Below are 19,979 nucleotides of genomic sequence, written 5' to 3' on the forward strand. Positions count from 1 at the left end.
GCCGCCTGACGGTGCTGGCCGGGGAGATGCGCAAGAAGGAGCTGCGGTTTTCCCGCGACGGCTGGCTGGAGATCACCCGCATGCATGAGGCGATCCTGGCCAATCTGCAGCTGGCCTCCAACGTGCTGATTTCCGATGACCTGGAGAGCGCGCGGCTTCTGAGCCTGGAGAAGACCGAGCTGAAGCGGATGGAGCGCGACAGCCGCAAGCGCCACCTGCGGCGGCTGCAGAGCGGCGGGCGGGAGAGTTTCGACACCTCCGACATCCACCTGGAGACCCTGCGCGCCCTGCGCGAGTTCAACAGCCACATCGCCGCGGTGGCCTATCCGGTGCTCTACCGCAACGGCCAGCTGCTGGAGACGCGGCTGATCGAGGATCTGCCTGATCAGAACGATGAAGGTTTGGAGGAACCCGCCCGCTGACCGCATCGGGACAAGATGCCTTGACCCGGGACTTTGCCAAACCTTTTGCGGAAAAGTTCTGCCCGGCCCGCAGCGGCACCTTCTGACCCGGACCCTTCAGAGAAGCACGCTGCCGGACAAATCCGGAAGATCCTCCTTGTCCGGGGTTTCCAGATAGTTCCGCACGGTCGGGTCGATCCGCGGGCTGCGCACCGGGTAAACGCCGCAGGCCGCAATCGCCTCGCGCGCCGAGACCCGTTCGTCCAGCCGCTTCCAGATTGTCCGCGCCGCATAGGGGCGGGGAAACGGCCGCCAGGCCAGCCCCATGGTCATGCCGCGCAGGTACTTCAGCTGCTGGCGGTGGGCCGAGAACAGGATAGTCTGCGCCACGCTGCCCTCATGGGCGCGCTCGTGCTCGGTGATGAACAGACGGTTGCCGCGCATCGCCACCAGCCCCCGGTAGCGCGAGATCTGCCGGATGCTCTGTTCCGGATCATGAGCGACTTCCAGTGAGCGGGACAGGATCAGCCCGTCCTTTTCAATGAACCGGGCCAGCGCGCAAAAGATGCCTTCGCCCCAGGAGGGGGTGTGGAAATAGGCGTGGTAGAAGCCCAGGTAGCGTTTCAAATTGCGCTGCTGGCCGCGAAAGGGAGCCAGGAATTCCTCGCCCGGGCTGTGCGGGGCGGGACCGGCGGCTTCGGCAAGGCGGGCCTCGAAATCCGCGCTGGCGGCGAACAGCTGCGATTCCGGGATCGCAAAGTAGCGGGCGATCCGGCGCAGGTTGTGCGCGGAAGGCAGGCTGCTGCCGCTGAGGTAGCGGTTGAATTGCTGGCGGTTGAGGCCGATCTCGCGGCAGATCTGCGCGATGCTGCCATGCTCGGCGCAGAGAGAGCGCAGGTTTTCAGAAAAATTGCCGGACAAGGGTCAGTTTCCTTCGCGTTCTGACGCGGGTGCAGATCATTCCGCGTCAATCCGCGCATGTTTGCACAGTTTTGAATCCGGCGAAACCGGCGTTTCTGAAAGCAAGCCGCGCGGGGTTTGGAAATCCGCTTGGCCGGCCGGGAGGGCTGGAGCGGGCAGGCGGCAGACAGAGCGGCCGGGGAAGCCCCCTGCCGGCGGGCTTCAAAGATCTGATCCAAGGGAGGACACCATGAAGATCGAATGGACCAAGACGGCACTGGGGCGCCGCGGATTTCTGAAAGGGGCCACGGCGCTGGGGGCGGCAGCCGTCTTGCCGGCCGGCCTGGGCAGCCGCGCGCTGGCGGCGGAGGGCGGCACCCTGCGGGTGCGCTCCTACGGCGACATGCAAAGCATCGACCCGGCGTTTTCCAAGGGCGTGATCGACGAGGAGATCCACGCCGCGATCTACAACAAGCTGATCCAGTACAAGCCGGGCCGCGAATGGGACTGGCAGATGGATGCCGCCGCGATGATCGAGCAGGGCGACGAGACCCACATCAAGTTCGCGCTGCGCGACGACATCGGCTTTACGGGCGGCTTCGGCGCAATGACCGCCGAGGACGTGAAGTTCAGCTTTGAACGGATCGTGGATGAGGCCACCGACAGCCCCAACAAACCCGACATGGGTCCGCTGAGCCATGTCGAGGTGACCGGCGAGCGCGAAGGCACCATCGTGCTGAAGGAGCCCTTCGCACCGCTGTGGTCCATCGCGCTGCCCTATATCACCGGCAACATCGTGTCGAAAAAGGCCTGGGAGGCTGCGGGCGGCAAGGCAACCACCGATCCGCTGGCGGAATCCGGCCCTTACCTGCGCGCAAGCTGGTCGCCCAAGGAAAAGACCGTCCTGAAGCGCAACCCGGACTGGAAGGGCGAGGCGCCCGCCTGGGACACCATCGAGATCCTGCCGATCGACGATGAGAACACCGCCGAGATCGCCTTTGAAGCCGGGGAGCTGGACTTTACCCGCGTGTCGCTCGGCTCGGTTCAGCGTTACCGCGATGGGGTGCCGAACGGCGGCACGCTGCTGGAATACCCGTCGCTGTATTACACCTGGCTCGGCATGAACCTGGATCACCCCAAGCTGCAGAACCCGAAACTGCGCCAGGCGATTCAGCACGCCATCGACGTGCCCTCGGTCCTGGAGGCTGCCTATTTCGGCGCCGCGGAGCCCTCGACCGGCATTATTGCACCGGGCCTGGCGGGCCACCGTCCGCAATCGCTGGTGCCGCCGCAGGCGGATTTCGCCAAAGCCGCGGACCTGCTGGCGCAATCGGGTGAAGCCAACGTCACCCTGAAGCTCGACACGCTGAACAAGACCACCTTCACCACCGCGGCGCAGGTGATCCAGGCGACGCTGGCGCAGATCGGCATCACGGTAGAGGTCAACGTGCTGGAATCCGGGGCCTTCTGGGCCAGTGCCGACAATGAGGACCTGCAGCTGGTGCTGAACCGCTATTCGATGACCCCGGATCCCTACTACGCGACCTCCTGGTTCACCACCGAGCAGGTGGGCCACTGGAACTGGGAACAGTTCAGCAGCCCGGAATTCGACAAGATCCACGCCGAGGCCGCGCAGCTGACCGATCCGGCCAAGCGGGATGAGATGTACCGGCGCGCACAGGACCTGATGGAGGAGAGCGGCGCCTACCGCTTCCTGACCCATGAGGCGACGCCGGTGGTCCACTCGGCGGGTGTGGTGCCGGCGCTGCGGCCCGACGGGCTGGCGCTGCTGCGCTACTTCGGCAAGGCCTGATCCTCCCCTCAGGCCCGGTCCTCCCCCCGGGCCTGATCTGGCACGGCTGCAATATGCGGCGCAGCCGTGCCGTTTTCCTCCGCACCGCGAAACCAAGGGAGCCATGCGGCCATGTTACTCTATGCAATCCGGCGGTTCGGGCTGGCACTGCTGATCCTGATCGTGGCGGTCACTGTCATGTTCCTGATGATCCGCGCGGTGCCCGGCGATCCGGTCCAGATCATGCTGGGCCCGCGCGCCACGCCAGAGCTGCAGGCGCGGCTGACGGCGGAACTGGCGCTGGACCAGCCGGTCTGGAAACAGCTGCTGATCTTCTATGGCAACCTGATGCGGGGCGATCTGGGGATCGACGTGTTCTCGGGCCGCTCGGTGACGGCGATTGTGTTCGATCAGCTGCCGCACACGCTGGCGCTGATCTTTGCCTCGATCCTGTGGTCGGCGCTGCTGGGCATCGGCCTGGGCGCCTATGCCGCGGCGCATCCCAACACGCTGATCGACCGCATCGCCGCCGCCATCTCTGTCAGTTTCGTGGCCGCGCCCGCCTTTGTGGTCGCGCTGCTGTCCCTTCTGATCTTCGCGGTGCACCTGCAGTGGTTCCCGGCCATTGGCGCGGGCGAAGGCTTCTGGGGCCGCCTGGACCATCTGGTGCTGCCGGCCTTTGCCATCGGCCTCAGCTGGGTCGGATACATCGCCCGGCTGGTGCGCGCCTCGATGCTGGAGGTGATGGGCGAAAGCCACATCCGAACCGCCCGCGCCTTTGGCATCAGCGAGCGCCGCGTGGTGGTGGTCTATGCGCTGCGCATCGCCATCCTGCCGGTGGTCACAGTGATCGGCGTCGGCATGGGATTCCTGCTCAGCTCCGCCGTCTTTGCCGAGATCGTCTTTGCCCGCCCCGGCCTGGGCAAGCTGGTGATCGACAGCATCACCACCCGCAACTACCCGATCGTGATGGGATCGGTGCTGATCTCGACCGGCCTGTTCGTGGCGTCCACCGCGCTGGCCGATCTGATCAACGCCTGGCTCGATCCCCGCGCCCGCACGGCAACTTAAGGAGGGCGTGAGATATGGCAAAATCCCGTTCCGAACTGGGCCAGATCATCCATGGTGTCGCCCGCGACCCGCTGGGGCTGATGGGTCTGATCATTGTCGGCACCATCGTGTTCTGTGCCGTCTTTGCCGTCTGGATTGTTCCTTACGATCCGGTGGCGATGAACATCAAGGACCGCCTGCAAGAGCCGTCCGCAACTTACCTGCTGGGCACCGACCAGTTGGGCCGCGATACCTTTTCGCGCGTCATCATGGGCGGCCAGGTGGCGCTGAAAGTGGCGCTGCCCGCGGTCTTCGGCGCCATGGCCATCGGCCTGACGCTGGGCATGATCGCGGGCTACGGGCCGAAGTGGCTCGACAATTTCCTGATGCTCCTCTTTGACACCATACGCTCCTTCCCGACCGTGATGTTCGCGCTGGCGGTGGTGGCGCTGGTGGGGCCGAGCCTGCAGACGGTGGTGTTCGTGGTGATGGCAACCTCGATCCCGACATATGGCCGGGTGGCGCGGACCCAGACACTCACCCTGCGCAATTCAGAGTTCATTCTGGCCGAACGCTCCATGGGGGCCAGCATGGCGCGTATCCTGGGCGTGCACATGCTGCCCAATATTATCGGCGTGCTGGCGGTGCTGGCGGCGATGGACATTCCCACCGTGATCGCGCTGGAGGCCGGGCTGTCCTTCCTCGGCCTCGGGGTGAAACCGCCCACTCCCAGCTGGGGCGCGCTGCTGAAAGACGGCTATTCGCTGATCCGCCAGACCCCCTGGCTGGTGGTGGGCGGCGGGCTGCCGATCATCCTGGCAACGCTGGGCTTCACCTTCCTGGGCGAGTCCTTGCGCGATGTGGTTGACCCGAAACTGAGGAAACAGCGATGAGCGACACCCTGCTGGAGATCGACCGCCTCAGCGTCGATTATGAGACCGCCCGCGGCGACCTGCGCGCTTTACGCGATATCTCCTTTGACGTCCGCAAGGGCGAGATTGTCGGGATCGTCGGTGAATCGGGCTGCGGCAAGTCCACCCTGATCTCGTCCATTCTGCGGCTGACCGCGCCGAACACCCGGTTCCGCCAGGGCGAGGTGCGCTTCAAGGGCGAAGACCTGCTGCAACTGCCGGAGCGCAAGATGCGGGCCTTGCGCGGCGCCGATATTTCCATCGTGTTCCAGGACCCGATGCAGACCCACAACCCGGTGCTGTCCATCGGCCAGCAGATGCTGGACATTCAGCACCGCTCCAAGGCGTCCAGGGCCGAAAAGCGCGCCCGCGCTGCGCAGATGCTGGGTGCCGTCGGCATCCCGGACCCTGAGGCGCGTCTCGACCAGTTCCCGCATGAATTCTCGGGCGGTATGCGCCAGCGCATCGCCATCGCCATGGCGCTGATGTCGGAACCGGACCTGCTGATCGCGGATGAGCCGACCACGGCGCTGGATGCCACGCTGGAGGTGCAGATCATCGAGCGCCTGCAGGAACTGCAGCAGCAGTTCAACTGCGCCATCCTGTTCATCTCGCACCACCTAGGGGTGATTGCAGAACTCTGCGACCGGGTGGTGGTGATGTATGCGGGCGCCCTGGTCGAAAGCGGCGAGGTGCGCGAGATCTTCCACGATCCCAAGCACCCCTACACCCGCCGCCTGATCGACTGCGACCCGGGCCACATCAAGGAACGCGCCCGCGTCCTGCCCACCATCCCGGGCGAGGTGCCGGACCTGGCCAACCTGCCCGGCGGCTGCATCTTCCGCGACCGCTGCAACCAAGCGATGCCGCGCTGCGCCGCTGAGGTGCCGCCGCTGACACAACTGAAAGACGGCCACCACGCCGCCTGCTGGCTGAACCACAAGGAGGCCGCAGAATGAGCCTGCTGGACGTCAAAGACCTCAGGACCAGTTATGGCCAGGTCAATGTGCTGGCCGGTGTCAGTTTCACCGTTGAGCCGGGCGAAACTTATGCGCTGGTAGGTGAGAGCGGCTCCGGCAAGACCACGGTGATCCGCGCGATTGCCGGTCTGGCACCGGCGCAGGAGGGTTCCGTCAAATTCGAGGGGCGGGAAATCCGCGGCGCCTCGGAGCGGGAAATGCGCCCCTTGCGCAAGGACATCGCGATGATGTTCCAGGATCCGGTCGGCTCGCTGTCGCCGCGCCTCACGATCCGGAGCCTGATCACCGAACCCTACCGCATCCAGGGCATGAAGGACCGCGATCTGGACGCCGAGGCCAAGCGCCTTCTGGAGATGGTGAACCTGCCTGCGCATTTCGCAGACCGCTATCCTTACCAGTTGTCGGGCGGGCAGGCGCGGCGGGTGGGCGTCGCCCGCGCGCTGGCGCTGGAGCCCAAGCTGATCCTCGCGGACGAACCCACCGCAGGTTTGGACGTGTCGGTGCAAGGCGAACTGCTGAACCTGATGAACGACCTGCGCGAACGGCTGGGGCTGGCGATGGTGATCATCACCCACAACCTTAACGTCGTGCGCCATGTCGCGGACCGGATGGGCATCATGTATTTGGGCCGCCTGGTCGAAGAAGGCACGACAGAGGCGATCTTCAAGCACCCGCGCCACCCCTACACCCGCTGCCTGCTGTCGGCCAACCCGGAACCCGATCCCGACGCCAGGCTGGAGCGCATCGCGCTGAAAGGCGAACCGCCCAGCCTGCTGCGCCGCCCCAAGGGCTGCGAGTTCCGCGAGCGCTGCCCGTTTGCGCAGGAGGTCTGCAGTCAAACCCCGCAATGGGAGGTCGAAAACGGCCACGGCCTGCGCTGCCTCGCCCCCCTCGGCTGAAACCCCTCAACATCTGAAAGACTATGACCAGCACATTGTATTTCAACGGCGTTGTCCTGACGATGGACGCGGCCAATACCTGCGCCCAGTCGGTGCTGACCGAGGGCGAAACCATCCGCGCCGCTGGCCCGGAGGCCGACCTGCGCGCGCAGATGCCCGCGGGCACGGATGAGGTGGATTTGCAGGGCCAGACCCTGATCCCCGCCTTCATCGACCCGCACGGGCATTTCCCCGACCCCGGCTTCATCCGGCTGTTCCGGGTCAATCTGGCCTCTGCCCCCAGCGGCGATTGCCCGGACATCCCTACCGCGCTGGACCGGCTGCGGGCCAAGGCGGCGGAGACGCCTGCGGGGGAATGGGTGATGGGCGTGCTGTTCGATAACACCGCGATTGCCGAGGGCCGGATGCCGACCCGCGCAGAGCTGGACAGTGTTTCGACCGGGCATCCGGTCTGGGTGATCCATGCCTCCGGCCACAATGGAGCCGCCAACTCGCTGGCCCTGGCGCGCCGCGGCGTGAACCGGGACACGCCCGATCCCTTGGGCGGGCGGTTCGGGCGCGACCCGGAGACCGGCGCGCTGACCGGGCTGATCGAGGGTCTCTCGGCGATGGGAGAAATGGGCGATACCGATTTCCTGATCGACCGCGAACGGTTTTGGGCCGGGTTCAATAGCTGCCGCGACGAGTACTTGGCGTATGGCGTCACCTACGCCCAGAACGCCTGGGCCACGCGGCAGATGCTGGAGCATTTCGCCTCGCTGCCCGCCGACCGGGACCCGGGCTATGACCTGATGCTGCTGCCGATCGGAGAGCTGGAGCCGGAGCTGAGCCACGGCCCCGAGGCGCTCGACTGGCCCGGCAACCCGCATTTCACCCTTGGCCCGCGCAAACTGTTCACAGACGGCGCGTTCCAGTTGCAGACCGCCTACCTCAGCGCGCCGTACCACAAACCTGTGGACCCGGCGCATCCCTGCGGCATGCCCTATGCGGAGGCCGCAGAACACCGCCGCGAAGTGAAGAAGCTGCATGATCTTGGTTTTCAGATCCACTGCCATTGCAACGGCGACGCCGGGGCGCAGATGTTCATCGACGCGGTGGCCGCCGCGCTGAAGGCAAATCCGCGCGCCGATCACCGCCACACCATCATCCACGGCCAGGCCTTGCGCGACGGCCAGCTGCAGCAGATGGCCAAGCTGGGCATCACCGTCAGCTTCTTCCCGGCGCATGTGCATTTCTGGGGCGACCGCCATTACGACACCTTTCTGGGACCGGAGCGGGCAGAGCGGATTTCCCCCTGCGCCTCGGCTGAACGCTATGGCGTTCGCTACACCATCCACAACGACGCCTCGGTCACACCGACGCGGCCTATTCACCTGGCCCATTGCGCGGTGAACAGGCTGACGGCCAGCGGGAGGCGGCTGGGCGAGGCGCAGCGGATCAGCGTCCTGTCGGCCCTGCGGGCGCAGACCATCGACGCCGCCTGGCAGGTGTTTCAGGAAGGCACCCGCGGCTCCATCGAACCGGGCAAGCTGGCGGATCTGGCAGTGCTGAACCGCAATCCCCTGGAGGACCTGGACCGTATCGAGACCACCAAAGTCACCCGCACCATCCGCCGCGGGCGGACTGTCTGGATGCAGGTTCAGCCATGAGGCAAAGCAAACCGCGGATCGCCATTGCGGGCTTTCAGCACGAAACCAACTGCTTCGGCACCACCAAGGCCGGGCTGGCAGAGTTTGAGATGGCGGATTCCTGGCCCGCCATGCTGCACGGGGAGGCGGTGATCGCCGCAACCCGCTGCATGAACCTGCCCATCGCGGGCTTTGCCAAGGCGGCGGAGGACGCCGGGATGGCGCTGGCTCCGGTCCTGTGGTGCGCGGCGGAACCCTCGGCGCATGTGACGGATCACGCCTTTGACACCATCTGCGGCATGATCCTGGACGGGCTGCGTGCTGCCGGGCCGCTCGATGGCATCTTCCTCGACCTGCACGGCGCGATGGTGACCGAAAGCCACCCCGACGGCGAGGGGGAGATCCTGCGGCGGCTGCGCGCCTGGGCCGGGCCGGAGCTGCCCATCGCGGTCAGCCTGGACCTGCACGCCAATATCTCCGCGGCTTTGGTGGAGCTTGCGGACTATATCGCGATCTACCGCACCTATCCGCATCTCGACATGGCCGAAACCGGCGGGCGCTGCGTGCCGGTGCTGCAGCACCTGCTGGCAGGCGGCAGGCTGCACAAGGCATTCCGGCAGATGGACTGCCTGATCCCGCTGCACGCGCAATACACCGGTGCCACCCCGGGGCGGGAGCTGTATGCCGCGCTGCCGCCACTGGCGCAGGCCGGCGTGCTGGCGGATATCGCGCTGGGGTTCACCGCGGCGGATTTCCCGGACACCCGGCCCTCCTGCGTCGCCTATGCGGAGACCCCGGGGGCCGCAGCGCAGGCGGCCGATCACATCGCCAAGCTGTTTGCCAGGCTGGAACCCCATGCGCACCACCCGATGCTGACACCGGAGCAAGCGGCAGAGATCGCCTGCCAGCCGCGCACGGGCAAGCCGGTGGTGCTGGCGGATGTTCAGGACAATCCGGGCGCGGGCGGCACGTCCGACACCACCGGGCTGCTGGCGGCACTGGCACAGGCTGGCGCACAGGGCGTGCTGATGGGGCTGTTCCATGATCCGGCGGCGGCCGCGGCGACGCATGAAGCGGGGCAGGGCGGCCTCTTTCGCGCGGCGCTTGGCGGACGCTCGGGCGCGGCGGGCGACCAGCCGTTTGAGGCCGAGTTTCAGGTTCTCGCGCTTGGCGATGGCCGCTGCCGCTATAGCGGGGAGATGTACGGCGGCGGAGTCGCGGCGCTTGGCCCGACGGCGGCGCTGCGGCTGACGGGAACCGGGGCGGACATCACGCTGGTGGTGACCAGCCTCCGCAACCAATGCCTGGACTTGGCGCATTTCACCCACATCGGACTGGACCCGGCGGCCTACAGCACGATCTGCGTGAAAAGCACCGCCCATTTCCGCGCCGACTTCGAACCGATTGCCAGCGCCGTCTATCCGGTGGCTGCCCCCGGCGTGTTTCCCTGTGATCTGGGAAGCTTTCCCTACAAAAACCTGCACCCGGACGTCAGAACCACCCCTGCAAGGAGCTGACGCCTGTTGCAGGGGTGGTCTTTGCAGGCAGCCAGGGGGAAGGCCGCCAGCGGGGAGGGATCAATCCTCGCCTTCGCCGTTATGATAAGGCACCACCAGCGTCGGGATTTGCGAGCGGCGCAGCACGCGCTTGGCCACCGTACCCAGAAACGTGTGGGAAAACCCGTGGTCATGGGCCCCCAGCACGATCAGGTCGCAGCCCAGCTCGGCCGAGCGGCGCAGGATCACCTCCGCCGGGTGGCCGTCGGTCACCTCAACGGAGGTGACCTGATCGCGGATCTTGGCTTCGTCGCCTTCAAAGGAGGCCCAAAACCGCGCCTGCCGCTCTGCCAGGATCTGCTTGACCATCTCGCGCCGCCGTTTGGCCGCAGATTTGCGGGTCTCTTCATTCAGCACGAACATTTCGAACGTGATGCGCGCGTCCTCGGAAATCGGCTCATTCACATGCAGCACATGGATCTCCGCCCCGGTCGCATGGGCCAGGCTGGCGGCATGGCGCAGCGCCAGGGTAGAGTTGTGCGACAGATCGGTGGCAAACAGGATGCTGGTGATCATCGGTTTCATGCCGGTCCCCTTTCAGGTCAATAGCCAAACAGCCGCGGCAGCCACAGCGAGATTTCCGGGAAGAAGGCGATGATGAAAATCGCAATCGTGTTCACCGCGGCAAAGGGCAGGGCCCGCAGCGAGATCGTCTCAATCGAGATGTTCGAGATGCCCGAGGCGATGAACAAGTTCTCCCCCAAGGGCGGCGTCTGGAAGCCGATGCCAAGGGTGCAGACCATCACCACCCCGAAATGGATCGGGTCGATGCCGACGGAATAGGCCACCGGCAGCATCACCGGCACCAGGATCAGGATCGTCGCCAGCGTCTCCATAAACATGCCGACAAACAGCAGGAAGAAGATGATCAGCGCCCAGATGACATAGAGGTTCTGGGTGAAGCTCAGCATCGATTCCGCGATCATCGCCGGGATCTGGTTTTCCACCAGCAGACGGCCGAACACGGTGGCGGTGAACAGGATCAGCAGCACCCGGCCGGTCAGCCAGGTGGTCGCCTCCAGCGACTGGAACAGCGACGACCAGGTCAGCTCGCGGTAGATGAAGACGCCGATGACGAGGGTGTAGAAGATCGCCACGATGGCCGCCTCGGTCGGGGTGAAGAAGCCGGTGTAGATGCCGCCCAGAATCACCAAAGGCGCCATCAGCGACCAGAACCCGCGGTACATCTCGCACATCACGTTGCGCACCGACCAGCCCTCAGCCGAGCCCTTGTAGCCGCGTTTCTTGGACATCACGAAGTTCATGATCAACAGGCTGGTGGCGATCAGGAAGGCGGGCATGAACCCGGCGATGAACAGCTTCGAGATAGAGACCGACTGGAAGGTGCCGAATTTCTCGACCGCTTCCGGCGGCGGCGCCATGCCAAGTGCCGCGATGCCGAAGATCACCATCGGGATCGACGGCGGAATGATGATGCCCAGACCGCCGGAGGAGGCGGTGACGGCAGAAGCATAGCCCTTTTCATAGCCGCGTTTAATCATCGCCGGGATCATCAGCATGCCCACAGCCGCGGTGGTGGCCGGGCCGGAGCCGGAGATCGCGCCGAAGAACAGGCAGGCCATCACCGTGGCGGCGGAAATACCGCCGGTGAACGGCCCGGCCAGGCTTTCGGCCACGTTGATCAGGCGTTTCGAAATCCCCGCAGCCTCCATCAGCGCGCCGGCCAGGATAAAGGCGGGCAGCGCCATCAGCGGGAAAGACCCAACCGAGGTGAAAGCGATCTGTACGAATTTGATCGGGTTTTCGTCCAGATAGAGGAACGAGATCAGCGACGACACCCCCAGCGCGACGGTGATCGGCGCCCCCAGAAGCAGCAGCAGCAGAAAGGATCCGAACAGGATCGTGACGATTTCGGTTTCCATAAGTCCTGTCCTTCCCGGTTACGTGCGGCGGTCCGCGTCAGCGGCTGCCTTGATCTCGTCAAGGTCGATCTGGTCGGGATCGTGGATATCTTCGCCGCGGATCAGCTTGCGGTAATTCACCTGCAGAATGCGGATCGTCATCAGGGCAAAGGCGATGGGCAGCACCATGTAGATGTACTTCATCTCGATGCCCAAGGTCTGCGACTTCCAGAACTTGTTCATCTTGTTGAAGACGAAATCGGTGGCCAGCCACAGGAAATAGCAGTTGAAGAACAGCCAGAAGAGGTCGGCAAAGGCCTCGATATACTTGATCGCGCCCGCAGGCAGGAATTTGAACTGGAAGGTGACGCGGTTGTGCGCGCCCTTCAGCGCCGCATAAGAGGCGCCGAAGTAGACGAACCAGACGAACATGTAGACCGACAGTTCCTCGATCCAGGAAAACGAATGGCCGAACACCTCGCGCGAGACAATCTGCACAAACAGCAGAATGACAAAGCCGGACAGCAGCAGGCGGCAGATATAGCTTTCGATGTTGTCCAGGAATTTCCAGACCATGATGCACTCCTCCCCTGAGCGGAGCAGCGCCGGCAGCGCTGCTCCGTTGTGTGGTTCCGTCAGGCCAGAGGTTTACTGGACAGGCTCGCGGCCGATGGTGGTCAGCACGGTGTTCAACTTATCGACACCGCCGATGGAGTCGTAAAACTTGGGCCAGACCGCTTCGGTCGCAAGTTTGATAAACTCGGCCTCATCATTTGCCGGATCGTCGATCTGCATGCCTTTGGCGACCAGCTCATCCTTGATCTGGGCCTCGATATCGCGCAGGTACTGGGCCGATTTCACGGTGGCCTCCTTGCCCGCCTCGATCAGGATTTGCTGGTCCTCTTCGGGCAGATCCTGGAACACCGCCTCGGACACGATCAGCGGCTCGATCGAGAAGATGTAGCGCAGGTTGGTCACATATTCCTGCACCTCGTAGAACTTCATCGAGTTGATGGTGGTGTAGGGGTTGTCCTGGCCGTCCACCACCTTGGTCTGCAGGCCGGTAAAGGTCTCGGACCAGGCCATCGGGGTCGGGTTGATGCCCCAGGCCTTGTAGGTTGCGATCATGATTTCGTTCTTGGGAACGCGGATGACCAGATCCTGCAGATCCGCCACCGTGGTGACCGGTTTCTTGGAGTTGGTCAGACGGCGGAAGCCGGTGTAGGTCCAGGCGAGGATGCGCACGCCGGCATCGCGGATGGTGTTTTCGGTCAGCTCCTGCCCGATCGGGCCCTGGGTCAGCTTTTCCGCATCCTCCAGCGACAGGATCACATAGGGCAGGGTGAACACGCCCACGGTGGGCGAAAACGGGGTGACGTTGTTGATTGCCAGCAGCGACATGTCCAGGGTGCCGATGGCGGCCTCGTTCACAGTGTCCTGCTCAGACCCCAGCTGGCCATTCAGGAACATCGTCGCGGTATGTTTGCCGCCGGACTTCTCCTCCAGCGCCTCGATGAAAAACTTGCCGGTGCCTTCCTGCGAGCTGCCGGCACCGTCGCCCACGGCGATCTTGAAATTCTTGGCGGATACCGCACCGGCGGTCAGCATCGCGGCGGCAGAAACGGCTGCGGTCAGCGTGCAGACCTTCTTGAGAAATGACATGGCTTCCTCCCGTATTGTCATCCTGGGTCGCAAGGCGCGCGCTGGCCCGCCCTCCACTGCGGTGCTGCCAGTCCGATCCGTCCTTGGTCCGCAGGACGCTACATTGCGTTCTTTGTTTCTTGGATGTAAACTTTTGAGCGCAAAGTTTCATATATCGCGAACATCCGGATGAGCCGCAAATCCCACCTCAAACATGTTGCCGATGCCGATCTCAAATTGCTGAGGGTGTTCAAGGCGGTGGCCGAAAGCGGCGGTCTGGCGGCGGCGGAAACCGAACTGAACATCGGCAAATCCACAATTTCAAAATACATCGCCGATCTGGAGCTGCGGCTGGATCTGAAACTGTGCAACCGCGGCCCGGCCGGGTTTTCTCTGACCGATGAAGGCAGCAAGGTGCTGAAGTCGGCGGAGGGTCTGCTGGCCTCGGTCTCCGGTTTCCGGGCCGAAGTGAACGAGATCAAGCAGCAGCTGGCCGGCACCCTGCGCATCGCGCTGTTCGATCAATGCGCCTCCAACCCGGAGGCCTATGTCGCCGGTGCCATCCGGGCCTTCAACAAGACCGCGCCCGCAGTTGAGATCGACCTGTCGCTGGAGCCGCCCAACGTGATTGAAACCAATGTGATCGGCGGCGGGATCGATGTCGGCATCCTGGCGCTGCACCGGCCGTCCCCCAGCCTGGACTACGCGCCGCTCTATGGTGAAAACATGTTCCTGTACTGCGGCAAGGGCCATCCGTTCATGGATTGCGACCACGCCAGCCTCAGCCTTGCGGATGTGCAGGCGGCGAATTACGCCGGCATCCGGGTGAACTCCCCCAACCTGCATGTCGGCCAGACCCTCGGTTTCCGCCGCGCCGCCAAGGTCCAGAACGAACAGGCGCTGGCGATCCTCGTCATGTCGGGCAGCTACCTGGGGTTTCTGCCCGACCATCTGGCAGATGAATTTGTCCGTGCCGGCATGATGCGCAAGGTGCTGCCGGAGCAAATCTTCTACCGCAGCCAGTTCGCCGCCGTCACCCGCAAGCGCCCGGCGATGACCCGGATCACCAAGCTGTTCCTCGACACTTTGGTTGCAGCCCACGCAGCCCCGGCCCCCGGCAGCTGACGCAAAGGCGCCGGGTCAGATGATGTCCAGCGAGACCTTGACCCGGTCCATCACCACCGAAGAGGTGAAGCGGCTGACATTGGATTCATCAAAGAAATACTCCTGCGTGAAGGCCTCGTATTCCTTGATGTCCCTGACGATGACCATCAGGATAAAGTCCGCTTCGCCGGTGGTGTAATAGCACTGCTGCACCTGCGGCGCCTTGCGCATCTTGCGCTTGAAGGCATCCAGGTGCATCCGGCTTTCCCGCTCCAGCACCACCTGCACGATCACGGTCATTTCACGTCCCAGCCGGGCCGGGGAGAGGATGGCGATTTCCTTTTCGATTACCCCGGTGTCGCGCAGCTTCTTCAGCCGTTTCTGCACCGCGGGCGCGGACAGGCCAACCTCATGGCTGATGGCCTCAGCGGTCAGCTGCGCGTTGGACTGGATCAGCCGCAGAATGTCGTGGTCTTTGTCATCCATGGCCGAGTTTTTGTCCGGCGCGGCGGATTTGACAACCTGTTTCGTCAATTTCCCCGCAACTGTGCCCCGCCGCGCCGGCTCCGGCAGACGGCGCAAGCAGCGGCCGGGCACGCGATTGACGTAAACTTTTGCTTGTGCGGGCGGATTTTTCGCTCTTTTAACGCGATCCGGCTCCCCGGTCCGGTCTTTGTTACCGGATCCTTAGGGCATCCGCGGAACACTTGTCCCGTCAACGGGCAGGTGCCCGGCTTTCCAGCGCGGGCCGGGTGCCGGTCCTGTGCGGCGCAGACAGTGGTTAGCGGTTGTTGCGGAGTGTTTTATGGGTACCGGTTCCAAGTCCCTCCTGTTCAGGCTGACCATCCCGGTCGCCGCGGTTCTGACGCTGTGCCTCGCGGCCGGCTGGCTGGTTATTCCGCGGGCGGTCGAACGCAACGCTGTTGCGGCCGCATCAACGGCTGCGGTCCAAGCGCTCGACCAGATCAAACCGCTTTTGGAAAATAGCCCCCGTATTGGCAGCGGGGGCGCAATCGTCTCAGGCGCCGTAACCGGCGGCGGTCCGGGCGCCTTGTTCGTCTACAGCGCCAGTTCCGGCCCGAACACGGATGAGTTCATGCAGGCAGCCCGGGATTACCTGAGCAGCAATCCCGGCGGTTCCTACGTCCGCACCGAGGCGCGGGACGGGGAAACCTTGGTGCGGGCCGCGGCGGCCGGCCGGATCGCGGCAGAGGGCGGCAGTGCGCCCGTTGTTATCGAACTCCGGCAGACCATCACCGGCCCGCTGGCAGCCGCCGCGAGCCTTGCGCATCAGATCCTCGCCGCGCTGACACTCGCAGGCGCGGTCCTGCTGGCAGCGCTCGCCGCTGCGGCGCGCTCGGCCATCCTTCCTCTCAGGCAGATCGGCGCGGGCCTCCGGGTCGTCAACGCGGGCGATCTGGACCGGGACATCGGGCAGACAGGCCGCAAGGACGAGATCGGCGCCATCGGGCGCGCCATCGCGGAGATGCAGGAGAGCCTGAAGGCCGCCCGCTCAGCACAAGAGGACCGGCGCGGGGCGCAGGTGCAGCAGGCGCAGCAGCAGGAAGTGGTCGATGCCCTGCGCACCGGGCTGTCCCGCCTGTCCAGGGGGGATTTCAGCTATCAGATCACAGACCCCTTCCCGGCAGAGCATGACGGGCTGCGCAAGGACTTCAACCTGACCGCCAGCACGCTGAGCTCCACCGTGGCCCAGGTTGTCGAAGCCTCCAGAAGCATCCGCAGCGGCGCCGCTGAAATCAGCCAGGCCTCCGACGACCTGTCGCACCGCACCGAAAGCCAGGCCGCGACGCTGGAGCAGACCGCCGCGGCGCTGGATCAGCTGACGGCATCGGTCAAATCCGCCGCCGAAGGCGCCCGCAGTGTCGAGGCCACGATGGAAGAGGCCCGCACCGAAGCCGAGGGCAACCACGAGGTTGTGCAGGACGCCGTGGCCGCAATGGCTGAGATCGAGCAGAGCTCGAACCGGATTTCCAAGATCCTCGGCGTGATCGACGACATCGCCTTTCAAACCAGCCTGCTGGCGCTCAACGCCGGCGTCGAGGCGGCGCGCGCAGGCGAGGCGGGCAAGGGTTTTGCCGTGGTTGCCGCCGAAGTGCGGGCGCTGGCACAGCGCTCTGCCGATGCCGCCACCGAGATCAAGACATTGATCGGCGACAGCTCCAGCCATGTGCAGCAGGGGGTCGATCTGGTCGGCAAGGCCGGCGGCGCGCTGCAAAGCATTGTCGAGCGGGTGACCCAGATTTCCCAGCTGGTCTCCGGCATTGCCCAGGGCGCGGCGGAACAATCGACCGGGCTGAGTGAGATCAACGCCGGCGTCACCCAGCTTGATCAGGTGACCCAGCAGAATGCCGCGATGGTAGAACAGGCCACCGCGGCCGGCCACATGCTGAACTCCGATGCCGCCAAGCTGGCAGAACTGGTGGCGGGCTTCCAGGCCGCAGACGGCCAGGCGGCCCCTGCCGCGGCACCGGCAGCCCCGCCGCCGCCAACGGCGCATGGGGAAGACACCTGGCAGATCGAGGCCAGCCCGGCTCCCGCGGCGGCGGCAGCGGCCGCCCGGAATCTCTGGCAGGATTTTTAAACCCGAAACGGCAGGCAAGCTTGCACCGGACCCGGTTCTATCCGCCCCCGGCAGACCGCCCGCCGCGCCCGCCGGCGCAGGGCCGCGCCTGCAAAATCATCAAATCTGAATATGACAGGACTGGCCGGTTTGCGTCACAGAAAACCGGTCGTTCAGAAAAGATGCAGGCGGAATGCTGGTAATAACAAAGCGGATCCCCTTGTTTCCCGCCCGTTTTGCCGCACTTCAAATTTGCGGCATAAAATTCCATGAATTCCGGAAAACTTCATTTGCGGTGCCCTTGCGGTACACACTTTTTCAGGACTTTGCCGATTAACACTTCTGTATGCGCCCCTCGCAAACCGGGGCGTGCCGCCGATTGCAGGAGATTTTCGCCAATGCCCCGGACCACGAAACTGCCGCTGAAACTGAAACTGCCGATGATCATGGTGGCGCTAACGGGCGCGTTTCTCGTCACCGTGTCGCTGCTGGTCTATTCGATGGCGGAACGCAGCATCCGGGACAACGCCTTTGCCGCGCAGAAGATCGAAGCCAAGTCAGGCGCCCAGGCGCTGGAGTTCCTGCTCAAGGCGGCGCGCTCCGATGTATCAAGCCTGGCGGGCCAGCCGGCGGTGTTCCGGGCGATCGGCAATTTCGAGCGGGTGATCGGCATGGTCGAGGAAGCCGACCCCGTCGCCTATCTGAAAGAGACCTATGCAGACGCAAACCCGCATCCCGCCGACCAGCGGGAGGAGCTGACGGACGCAGGCGACGGCAGCTATTACAACCAGTCGCATGTCACCTATCATCCCACCTTTCTGCAAAGCCTGCACCTGAATGGCTATCAGGACCTCTACCTGATCAGCGCCAAGGGGCAGGTAGTGTATTCCGTGAAAAAGCAGGGCGATTTCCTGACCGATATTCAGCCCGGTTCCAGCGGCGGGCTGGCGCAGGTGTTTCAGGCCGCCCTGCAGGCCGAGGCCGGCACCGTGGTGGCCGCGGATTTTGCCGCCTACAGCCACAGCGCCGATGGCGTCGCCGCTTTCATGGCCGCCCCGGTGTTCTCCAAACGCCAGGAGGTGGCCGGGGTGATCGCAGTGCGGCTGGGCACAGCGGGCGTCGTCAGCGCGCTGACCAGCAACCTGTCGGGCGGCACCCATCAGAACATCTTTGTGGTCAGCAGCGATGGCCTGGCCCGCAGCCCGTCGTCGGCTGAAGGGCTGTTCCCGGTGCTCACGGCCCTGCCGGACACACCGCAGATCCTGGCTGCCAAGGCCCGCGAGGCCGGCCAGTTCGAGGCTGTGGCCTCCTCGCTCGGCGAACGGGCCATTGCCCTGGTGATGCCGCTGGACCTGCCGGGATTTGACTGGTCCCTGGTGCTGGAAACGGATGAGCATACCGCGTTTGCCGTGGTTGAGCGGATCCGCCTGACCGCAGCCGGGCTGATCGGCGCCGCGCTGCTGGCGGCGATCGGCGTGTCCTGGCTGGCGGCGCGCAGCGTCACCCGGCCGATCCACGCCCTGCGCGAAGCCACCAATGCGCTGGCGGACAGCAATTACGGTACCGCAATCGACGGCCGCGACCGCGGCGACGAGCTGGGCGACCTGGCCCGAAGCCTCGACAGTTTCCGCGGCAAGCTGAAGGACGCCGACGAGGCCGCTGCGCGGGAGGTGGAGGCGGCGCGCCATACCGCGGCGGTGGTCGACAGCATGAGCGCGGCGCTCTCTGAACTGCAGCGCGGCAACCTGGCCTGCGACATCCAGACCCCGTTTGCAGGCCAGTACGAAGCGCTGCGGGAGAATTTCAACCGCAGCCTTGAGAAGCTGCGCAGTTCGATGGCCCAGGTCGTCGGCGCCGCGGAGAATGTCGGGCGCTTCTCCGAGGAGCAGCGCAGCGCCGCCACCGAAATGGCGCACCGGACCGAAAGCCAGGCGGCGACACTGGAAGAAACCGCAGGCGCCATCCGCGAGCTGACGGACGGCATCCGCTCCACCGCGGAGCAGGCAGGCAAGATGGATGAAACCATGCGCGGCGCCCGCAGCGAAGCGGAGCAAAGCACCGGGGTTGTGACCTCCGCGGTGGAGGCGATGGACCAGATTCAGGAAGCCTCGTCGGAAATTTCCAAGATTATCAATATGATCGACGACATCGCCTTTCAGACCAACCTGCTGGCGCTGAACGCCGGGGTGGAGGCCGCACGGGCCGGCCCCGCAGGCGCCGGCTTTGCCGTGGTTGCCTCTGAAGTGCGCGCCCTGGCGCAGCGGGCGTCCAACGCGGCCGGGCAGATCAAGGGGCTGACCAGCGCCAGCGAAGAACATGTGGCCAACGGGGTCTCGATGGTCGGCCGCGCGGGCGATGCGCTGACCAGCATCATCGAGCAGGTGTCGGCTGTGTCCGGCCTGGTCACCGACATTGCTGACGGTGTGCGCGCCCAGTCCCGCGGGCTGGAGAAGATTGATGGCGCCATGCACCAACTCGACAGCATGACCCAGCAGAACGCGGCCATGTCGGAGGAAGCTGCGGCGGCCAGCCAGCTGTTGCAGAATGAATCGCACAGCCTGACAGAAATCGTCGGCAGCTTCGATCTGGGCGGCAGGGGCCCTGCACCCCTCCACGCTGTCCCGCAGCGGCTCAGCGCCTGATCCTGAGGGCCGCCTTGCCCGGCCCGCCGGGG

At 64.8% G+C, this 19,979-nt stretch carries 15 protein-coding genes and 2 pseudogenes; 11 read left to right on the forward strand and 6 right to left on the reverse strand.

What is annotated here, in order from left to right; translation table 11 throughout:
* Positions 1–422 (forward strand): annotated as a pseudogene (locus tag B2P87_RS10970) (Na/Pi cotransporter family protein); the annotation flags it as partial.
* Positions 423–518: 96 nt separating this feature from the next.
* On the opposite strand, the gene B2P87_RS10975 reads toward B2P87_RS10970, so the two are convergent.
* Positions 519–1,322: a helix-turn-helix transcriptional regulator gene (locus B2P87_RS10975; RefSeq protein WP_141889159.1), complete on the reverse strand. Its 804-nt coding sequence runs from the start codon at positions 1,320–1,322 to the stop codon at positions 519–521.
* Between the two features lie 229 nt (positions 1,323–1,551).
* Between B2P87_RS10975 and B2P87_RS10980 the strand changes: the two genes are divergently transcribed.
* From B2P87_RS10980 to B2P87_RS11010, 7 genes are all read left to right on the forward strand, one after another.
* A complete protein-coding gene (locus tag B2P87_RS10980) occupies positions 1,552–3,114 on the forward strand; it encodes an ABC transporter substrate-binding protein (protein WP_141889158.1) in 1,563 nt (520 codons plus the stop codon).
* 111 nt (positions 3,115–3,225) lie between these two features.
* A complete protein-coding gene (locus B2P87_RS10985) occupies positions 3,226–4,164 on the forward strand; it encodes an ABC transporter permease (RefSeq protein ID WP_141889157.1) in 939 nt (312 codons plus the stop codon).
* Between the two features lie 14 nt (positions 4,165–4,178).
* Positions 4,179–5,036: an ABC transporter permease gene (locus tag B2P87_RS10990; RefSeq protein WP_141889156.1), complete on the forward strand. Its 858-nt coding sequence runs from the start codon at positions 4,179–4,181 to the stop codon at positions 5,034–5,036.
* Entirely contained in the window at positions 5,033–6,013 is a 981-nt protein-coding gene (locus B2P87_RS10995; protein WP_141889155.1) for an ABC transporter ATP-binding protein, read from the forward strand. Before B2P87_RS10990 ends, B2P87_RS10995 begins: the two co-directional genes overlap by 4 nt.
* Complete coding sequence (locus tag B2P87_RS11000) at positions 6,010–6,933, forward strand: ABC transporter ATP-binding protein (RefSeq protein WP_141889154.1); 924 nt, start codon at positions 6,010–6,012, stop codon at positions 6,931–6,933. Before B2P87_RS10995 ends, B2P87_RS11000 begins: the two co-directional genes overlap by 4 nt.
* A gap of 23 nt (positions 6,934–6,956) precedes the next feature.
* On the forward strand, positions 6,957–8,582 hold the full coding sequence (locus B2P87_RS11005) for an amidohydrolase (protein ID WP_141889153.1): 1,626 nt from the start codon (positions 6,957–6,959) through the stop codon (positions 8,580–8,582).
* Positions 8,579–10,078: a M81 family metallopeptidase gene (locus tag B2P87_RS11010; protein WP_141889152.1), complete on the forward strand. Its 1,500-nt coding sequence runs from the start codon at positions 8,579–8,581 to the stop codon at positions 10,076–10,078. The genes B2P87_RS11005 and B2P87_RS11010 overlap by 4 nt, the downstream gene beginning before the upstream one ends.
* 60 nt (positions 10,079–10,138) lie before the next feature.
* On the opposite strand, the gene B2P87_RS11015 is transcribed toward B2P87_RS11010, so the two are convergent.
* The 4 genes from B2P87_RS11015 to B2P87_RS11030 form a co-directional block, all read right to left on the reverse strand.
* The gene (locus B2P87_RS11015) at positions 10,139–10,642 is read right to left on the reverse strand and encodes a universal stress protein (RefSeq protein ID WP_058286671.1); all 504 of its coding nucleotides are present in this window, start codon (positions 10,640–10,642) and stop codon (positions 10,139–10,141) included.
* 17 nt (positions 10,643–10,659) lie between these two features.
* Positions 10,660–12,000: a TRAP transporter large permease gene (locus B2P87_RS11020; RefSeq protein WP_058286670.1), complete on the reverse strand. Its 1,341-nt coding sequence runs from the start codon at positions 11,998–12,000 to the stop codon at positions 10,660–10,662.
* Between the two features lie 18 nt (positions 12,001–12,018).
* The gene (locus B2P87_RS11025) at positions 12,019–12,555 is read right to left on the reverse strand and encodes a TRAP transporter small permease (RefSeq protein WP_141889151.1); all 537 of its coding nucleotides are present in this window, start codon (positions 12,553–12,555) and stop codon (positions 12,019–12,021) included.
* A 72-nt stretch (positions 12,556–12,627) separates the two neighbouring features.
* Positions 12,628–13,641 (reverse strand): TRAP transporter substrate-binding protein, encoded by a 1,014-nt coding sequence (locus B2P87_RS11030; RefSeq protein ID WP_141889150.1) that lies wholly within the window; start codon positions 13,639–13,641, stop codon positions 12,628–12,630.
* Between the two features lie 168 nt (positions 13,642–13,809).
* Here B2P87_RS11030 and B2P87_RS11035 point away from each other — a divergent pair, with 168 nt between their 5' ends.
* Complete coding sequence (locus B2P87_RS11035) at positions 13,810–14,745, forward strand: LysR family transcriptional regulator (protein ID WP_141889149.1); 936 nt, start codon at positions 13,810–13,812, stop codon at positions 14,743–14,745.
* A 15-nt stretch (positions 14,746–14,760) separates the two neighbouring features.
* Here the strand turns inward: B2P87_RS11035 and B2P87_RS11040 are convergent, their stop codons facing one another.
* Positions 14,761–15,210, reverse strand: coding sequence for an Lrp/AsnC family transcriptional regulator (locus tag B2P87_RS11040; protein WP_141889148.1), 450 nt, complete (start codon positions 15,208–15,210; stop codon positions 14,761–14,763).
* A gap of 781 nt (positions 15,211–15,991) precedes the next feature.
* Here B2P87_RS11040 and B2P87_RS11045 point away from each other — a divergent pair.
* Positions 15,992–17,326 (forward strand): annotated as a pseudogene (locus B2P87_RS11045) (methyl-accepting chemotaxis protein); the annotation flags it as partial.
* Between the two features lie 377 nt (positions 17,327–17,703).
* Positions 17,704–19,947, forward strand: a complete 2,244-nt coding sequence (locus tag B2P87_RS11050) for a methyl-accepting chemotaxis protein (RefSeq protein WP_141889147.1) — start codon at positions 17,704–17,706, stop codon at positions 19,945–19,947.
* Positions 19,948–19,979: the final 32 nt, after the last annotated feature.

Source organism: Leisingera sp. UBA4491 (assembly GCF_002388965.1).
Taxonomy (GTDB): Bacteria; Pseudomonadota; Alphaproteobacteria; order Rhodobacterales; family Rhodobacteraceae; genus Leisingera; species Leisingera aquaemixtae.

What these genes read in the sequence shown, in the direction of transcription:
- B2P87_RS10980 (WP_141889158.1), top strand. Translation starts at nt 1,552, where the DNA reads ATGAAGATCGAATGGACCAAGACGGCACTGGGGCGCCGCGGATTTCTG.
- B2P87_RS10985 (WP_141889157.1), top strand. Translation starts at nt 3,226, where the DNA reads ATGTTACTCTATGCAATCCGGCGGTTCGGGCTGGCACTGCTGATCCTG.
- B2P87_RS10990 (WP_141889156.1), top strand. Translation starts at nt 4,179, where the DNA reads ATGGCAAAATCCCGTTCCGAACTGGGCCAGATCATCCATGGTGTCGCC.
- B2P87_RS10995 (WP_141889155.1), top strand. Translation starts at nt 5,033, where the DNA reads ATGAGCGACACCCTGCTGGAGATCGACCGCCTCAGCGTCGATTATGAG.
- B2P87_RS11000 (WP_141889154.1), top strand. Translation starts at nt 6,010, where the DNA reads ATGAGCCTGCTGGACGTCAAAGACCTCAGGACCAGTTATGGCCAGGTC.
- B2P87_RS11005 (WP_141889153.1), top strand. Translation starts at nt 6,957, where the DNA reads ATGACCAGCACATTGTATTTCAACGGCGTTGTCCTGACGATGGACGCG.
- B2P87_RS11010 (WP_141889152.1), top strand. Translation starts at nt 8,579, where the DNA reads ATGAGGCAAAGCAAACCGCGGATCGCCATTGCGGGCTTTCAGCACGAA.
- B2P87_RS11015 (WP_058286671.1), bottom strand. Translation starts at nt 10,642, where the DNA reads ATGAAACCGATGATCACCAGCATCCTGTTTGCCACCGATCTGTCGCAC.
- B2P87_RS11020 (WP_058286670.1), bottom strand. Translation starts at nt 12,000, where the DNA reads ATGGAAACCGAAATCGTCACGATCCTGTTCGGATCCTTTCTGCTGCTG.
- B2P87_RS11025 (WP_141889151.1), bottom strand. Translation starts at nt 12,555, where the DNA reads ATGGTCTGGAAATTCCTGGACAACATCGAAAGCTATATCTGCCGCCTG.
- B2P87_RS11030 (WP_141889150.1), bottom strand. Translation starts at nt 13,641, where the DNA reads ATGTCATTTCTCAAGAAGGTCTGCACGCTGACCGCAGCCGTTTCTGCC.
- B2P87_RS11035 (WP_141889149.1), top strand. Translation starts at nt 13,810, where the DNA reads ATGAGCCGCAAATCCCACCTCAAACATGTTGCCGATGCCGATCTCAAA.
- B2P87_RS11040 (WP_141889148.1), bottom strand. Translation starts at nt 15,210, where the DNA reads ATGGATGACAAAGACCACGACATTCTGCGGCTGATCCAGTCCAACGCG.
- B2P87_RS11050 (WP_141889147.1), top strand. Translation starts at nt 17,704, where the DNA reads ATGCCCCGGACCACGAAACTGCCGCTGAAACTGAAACTGCCGATGATC.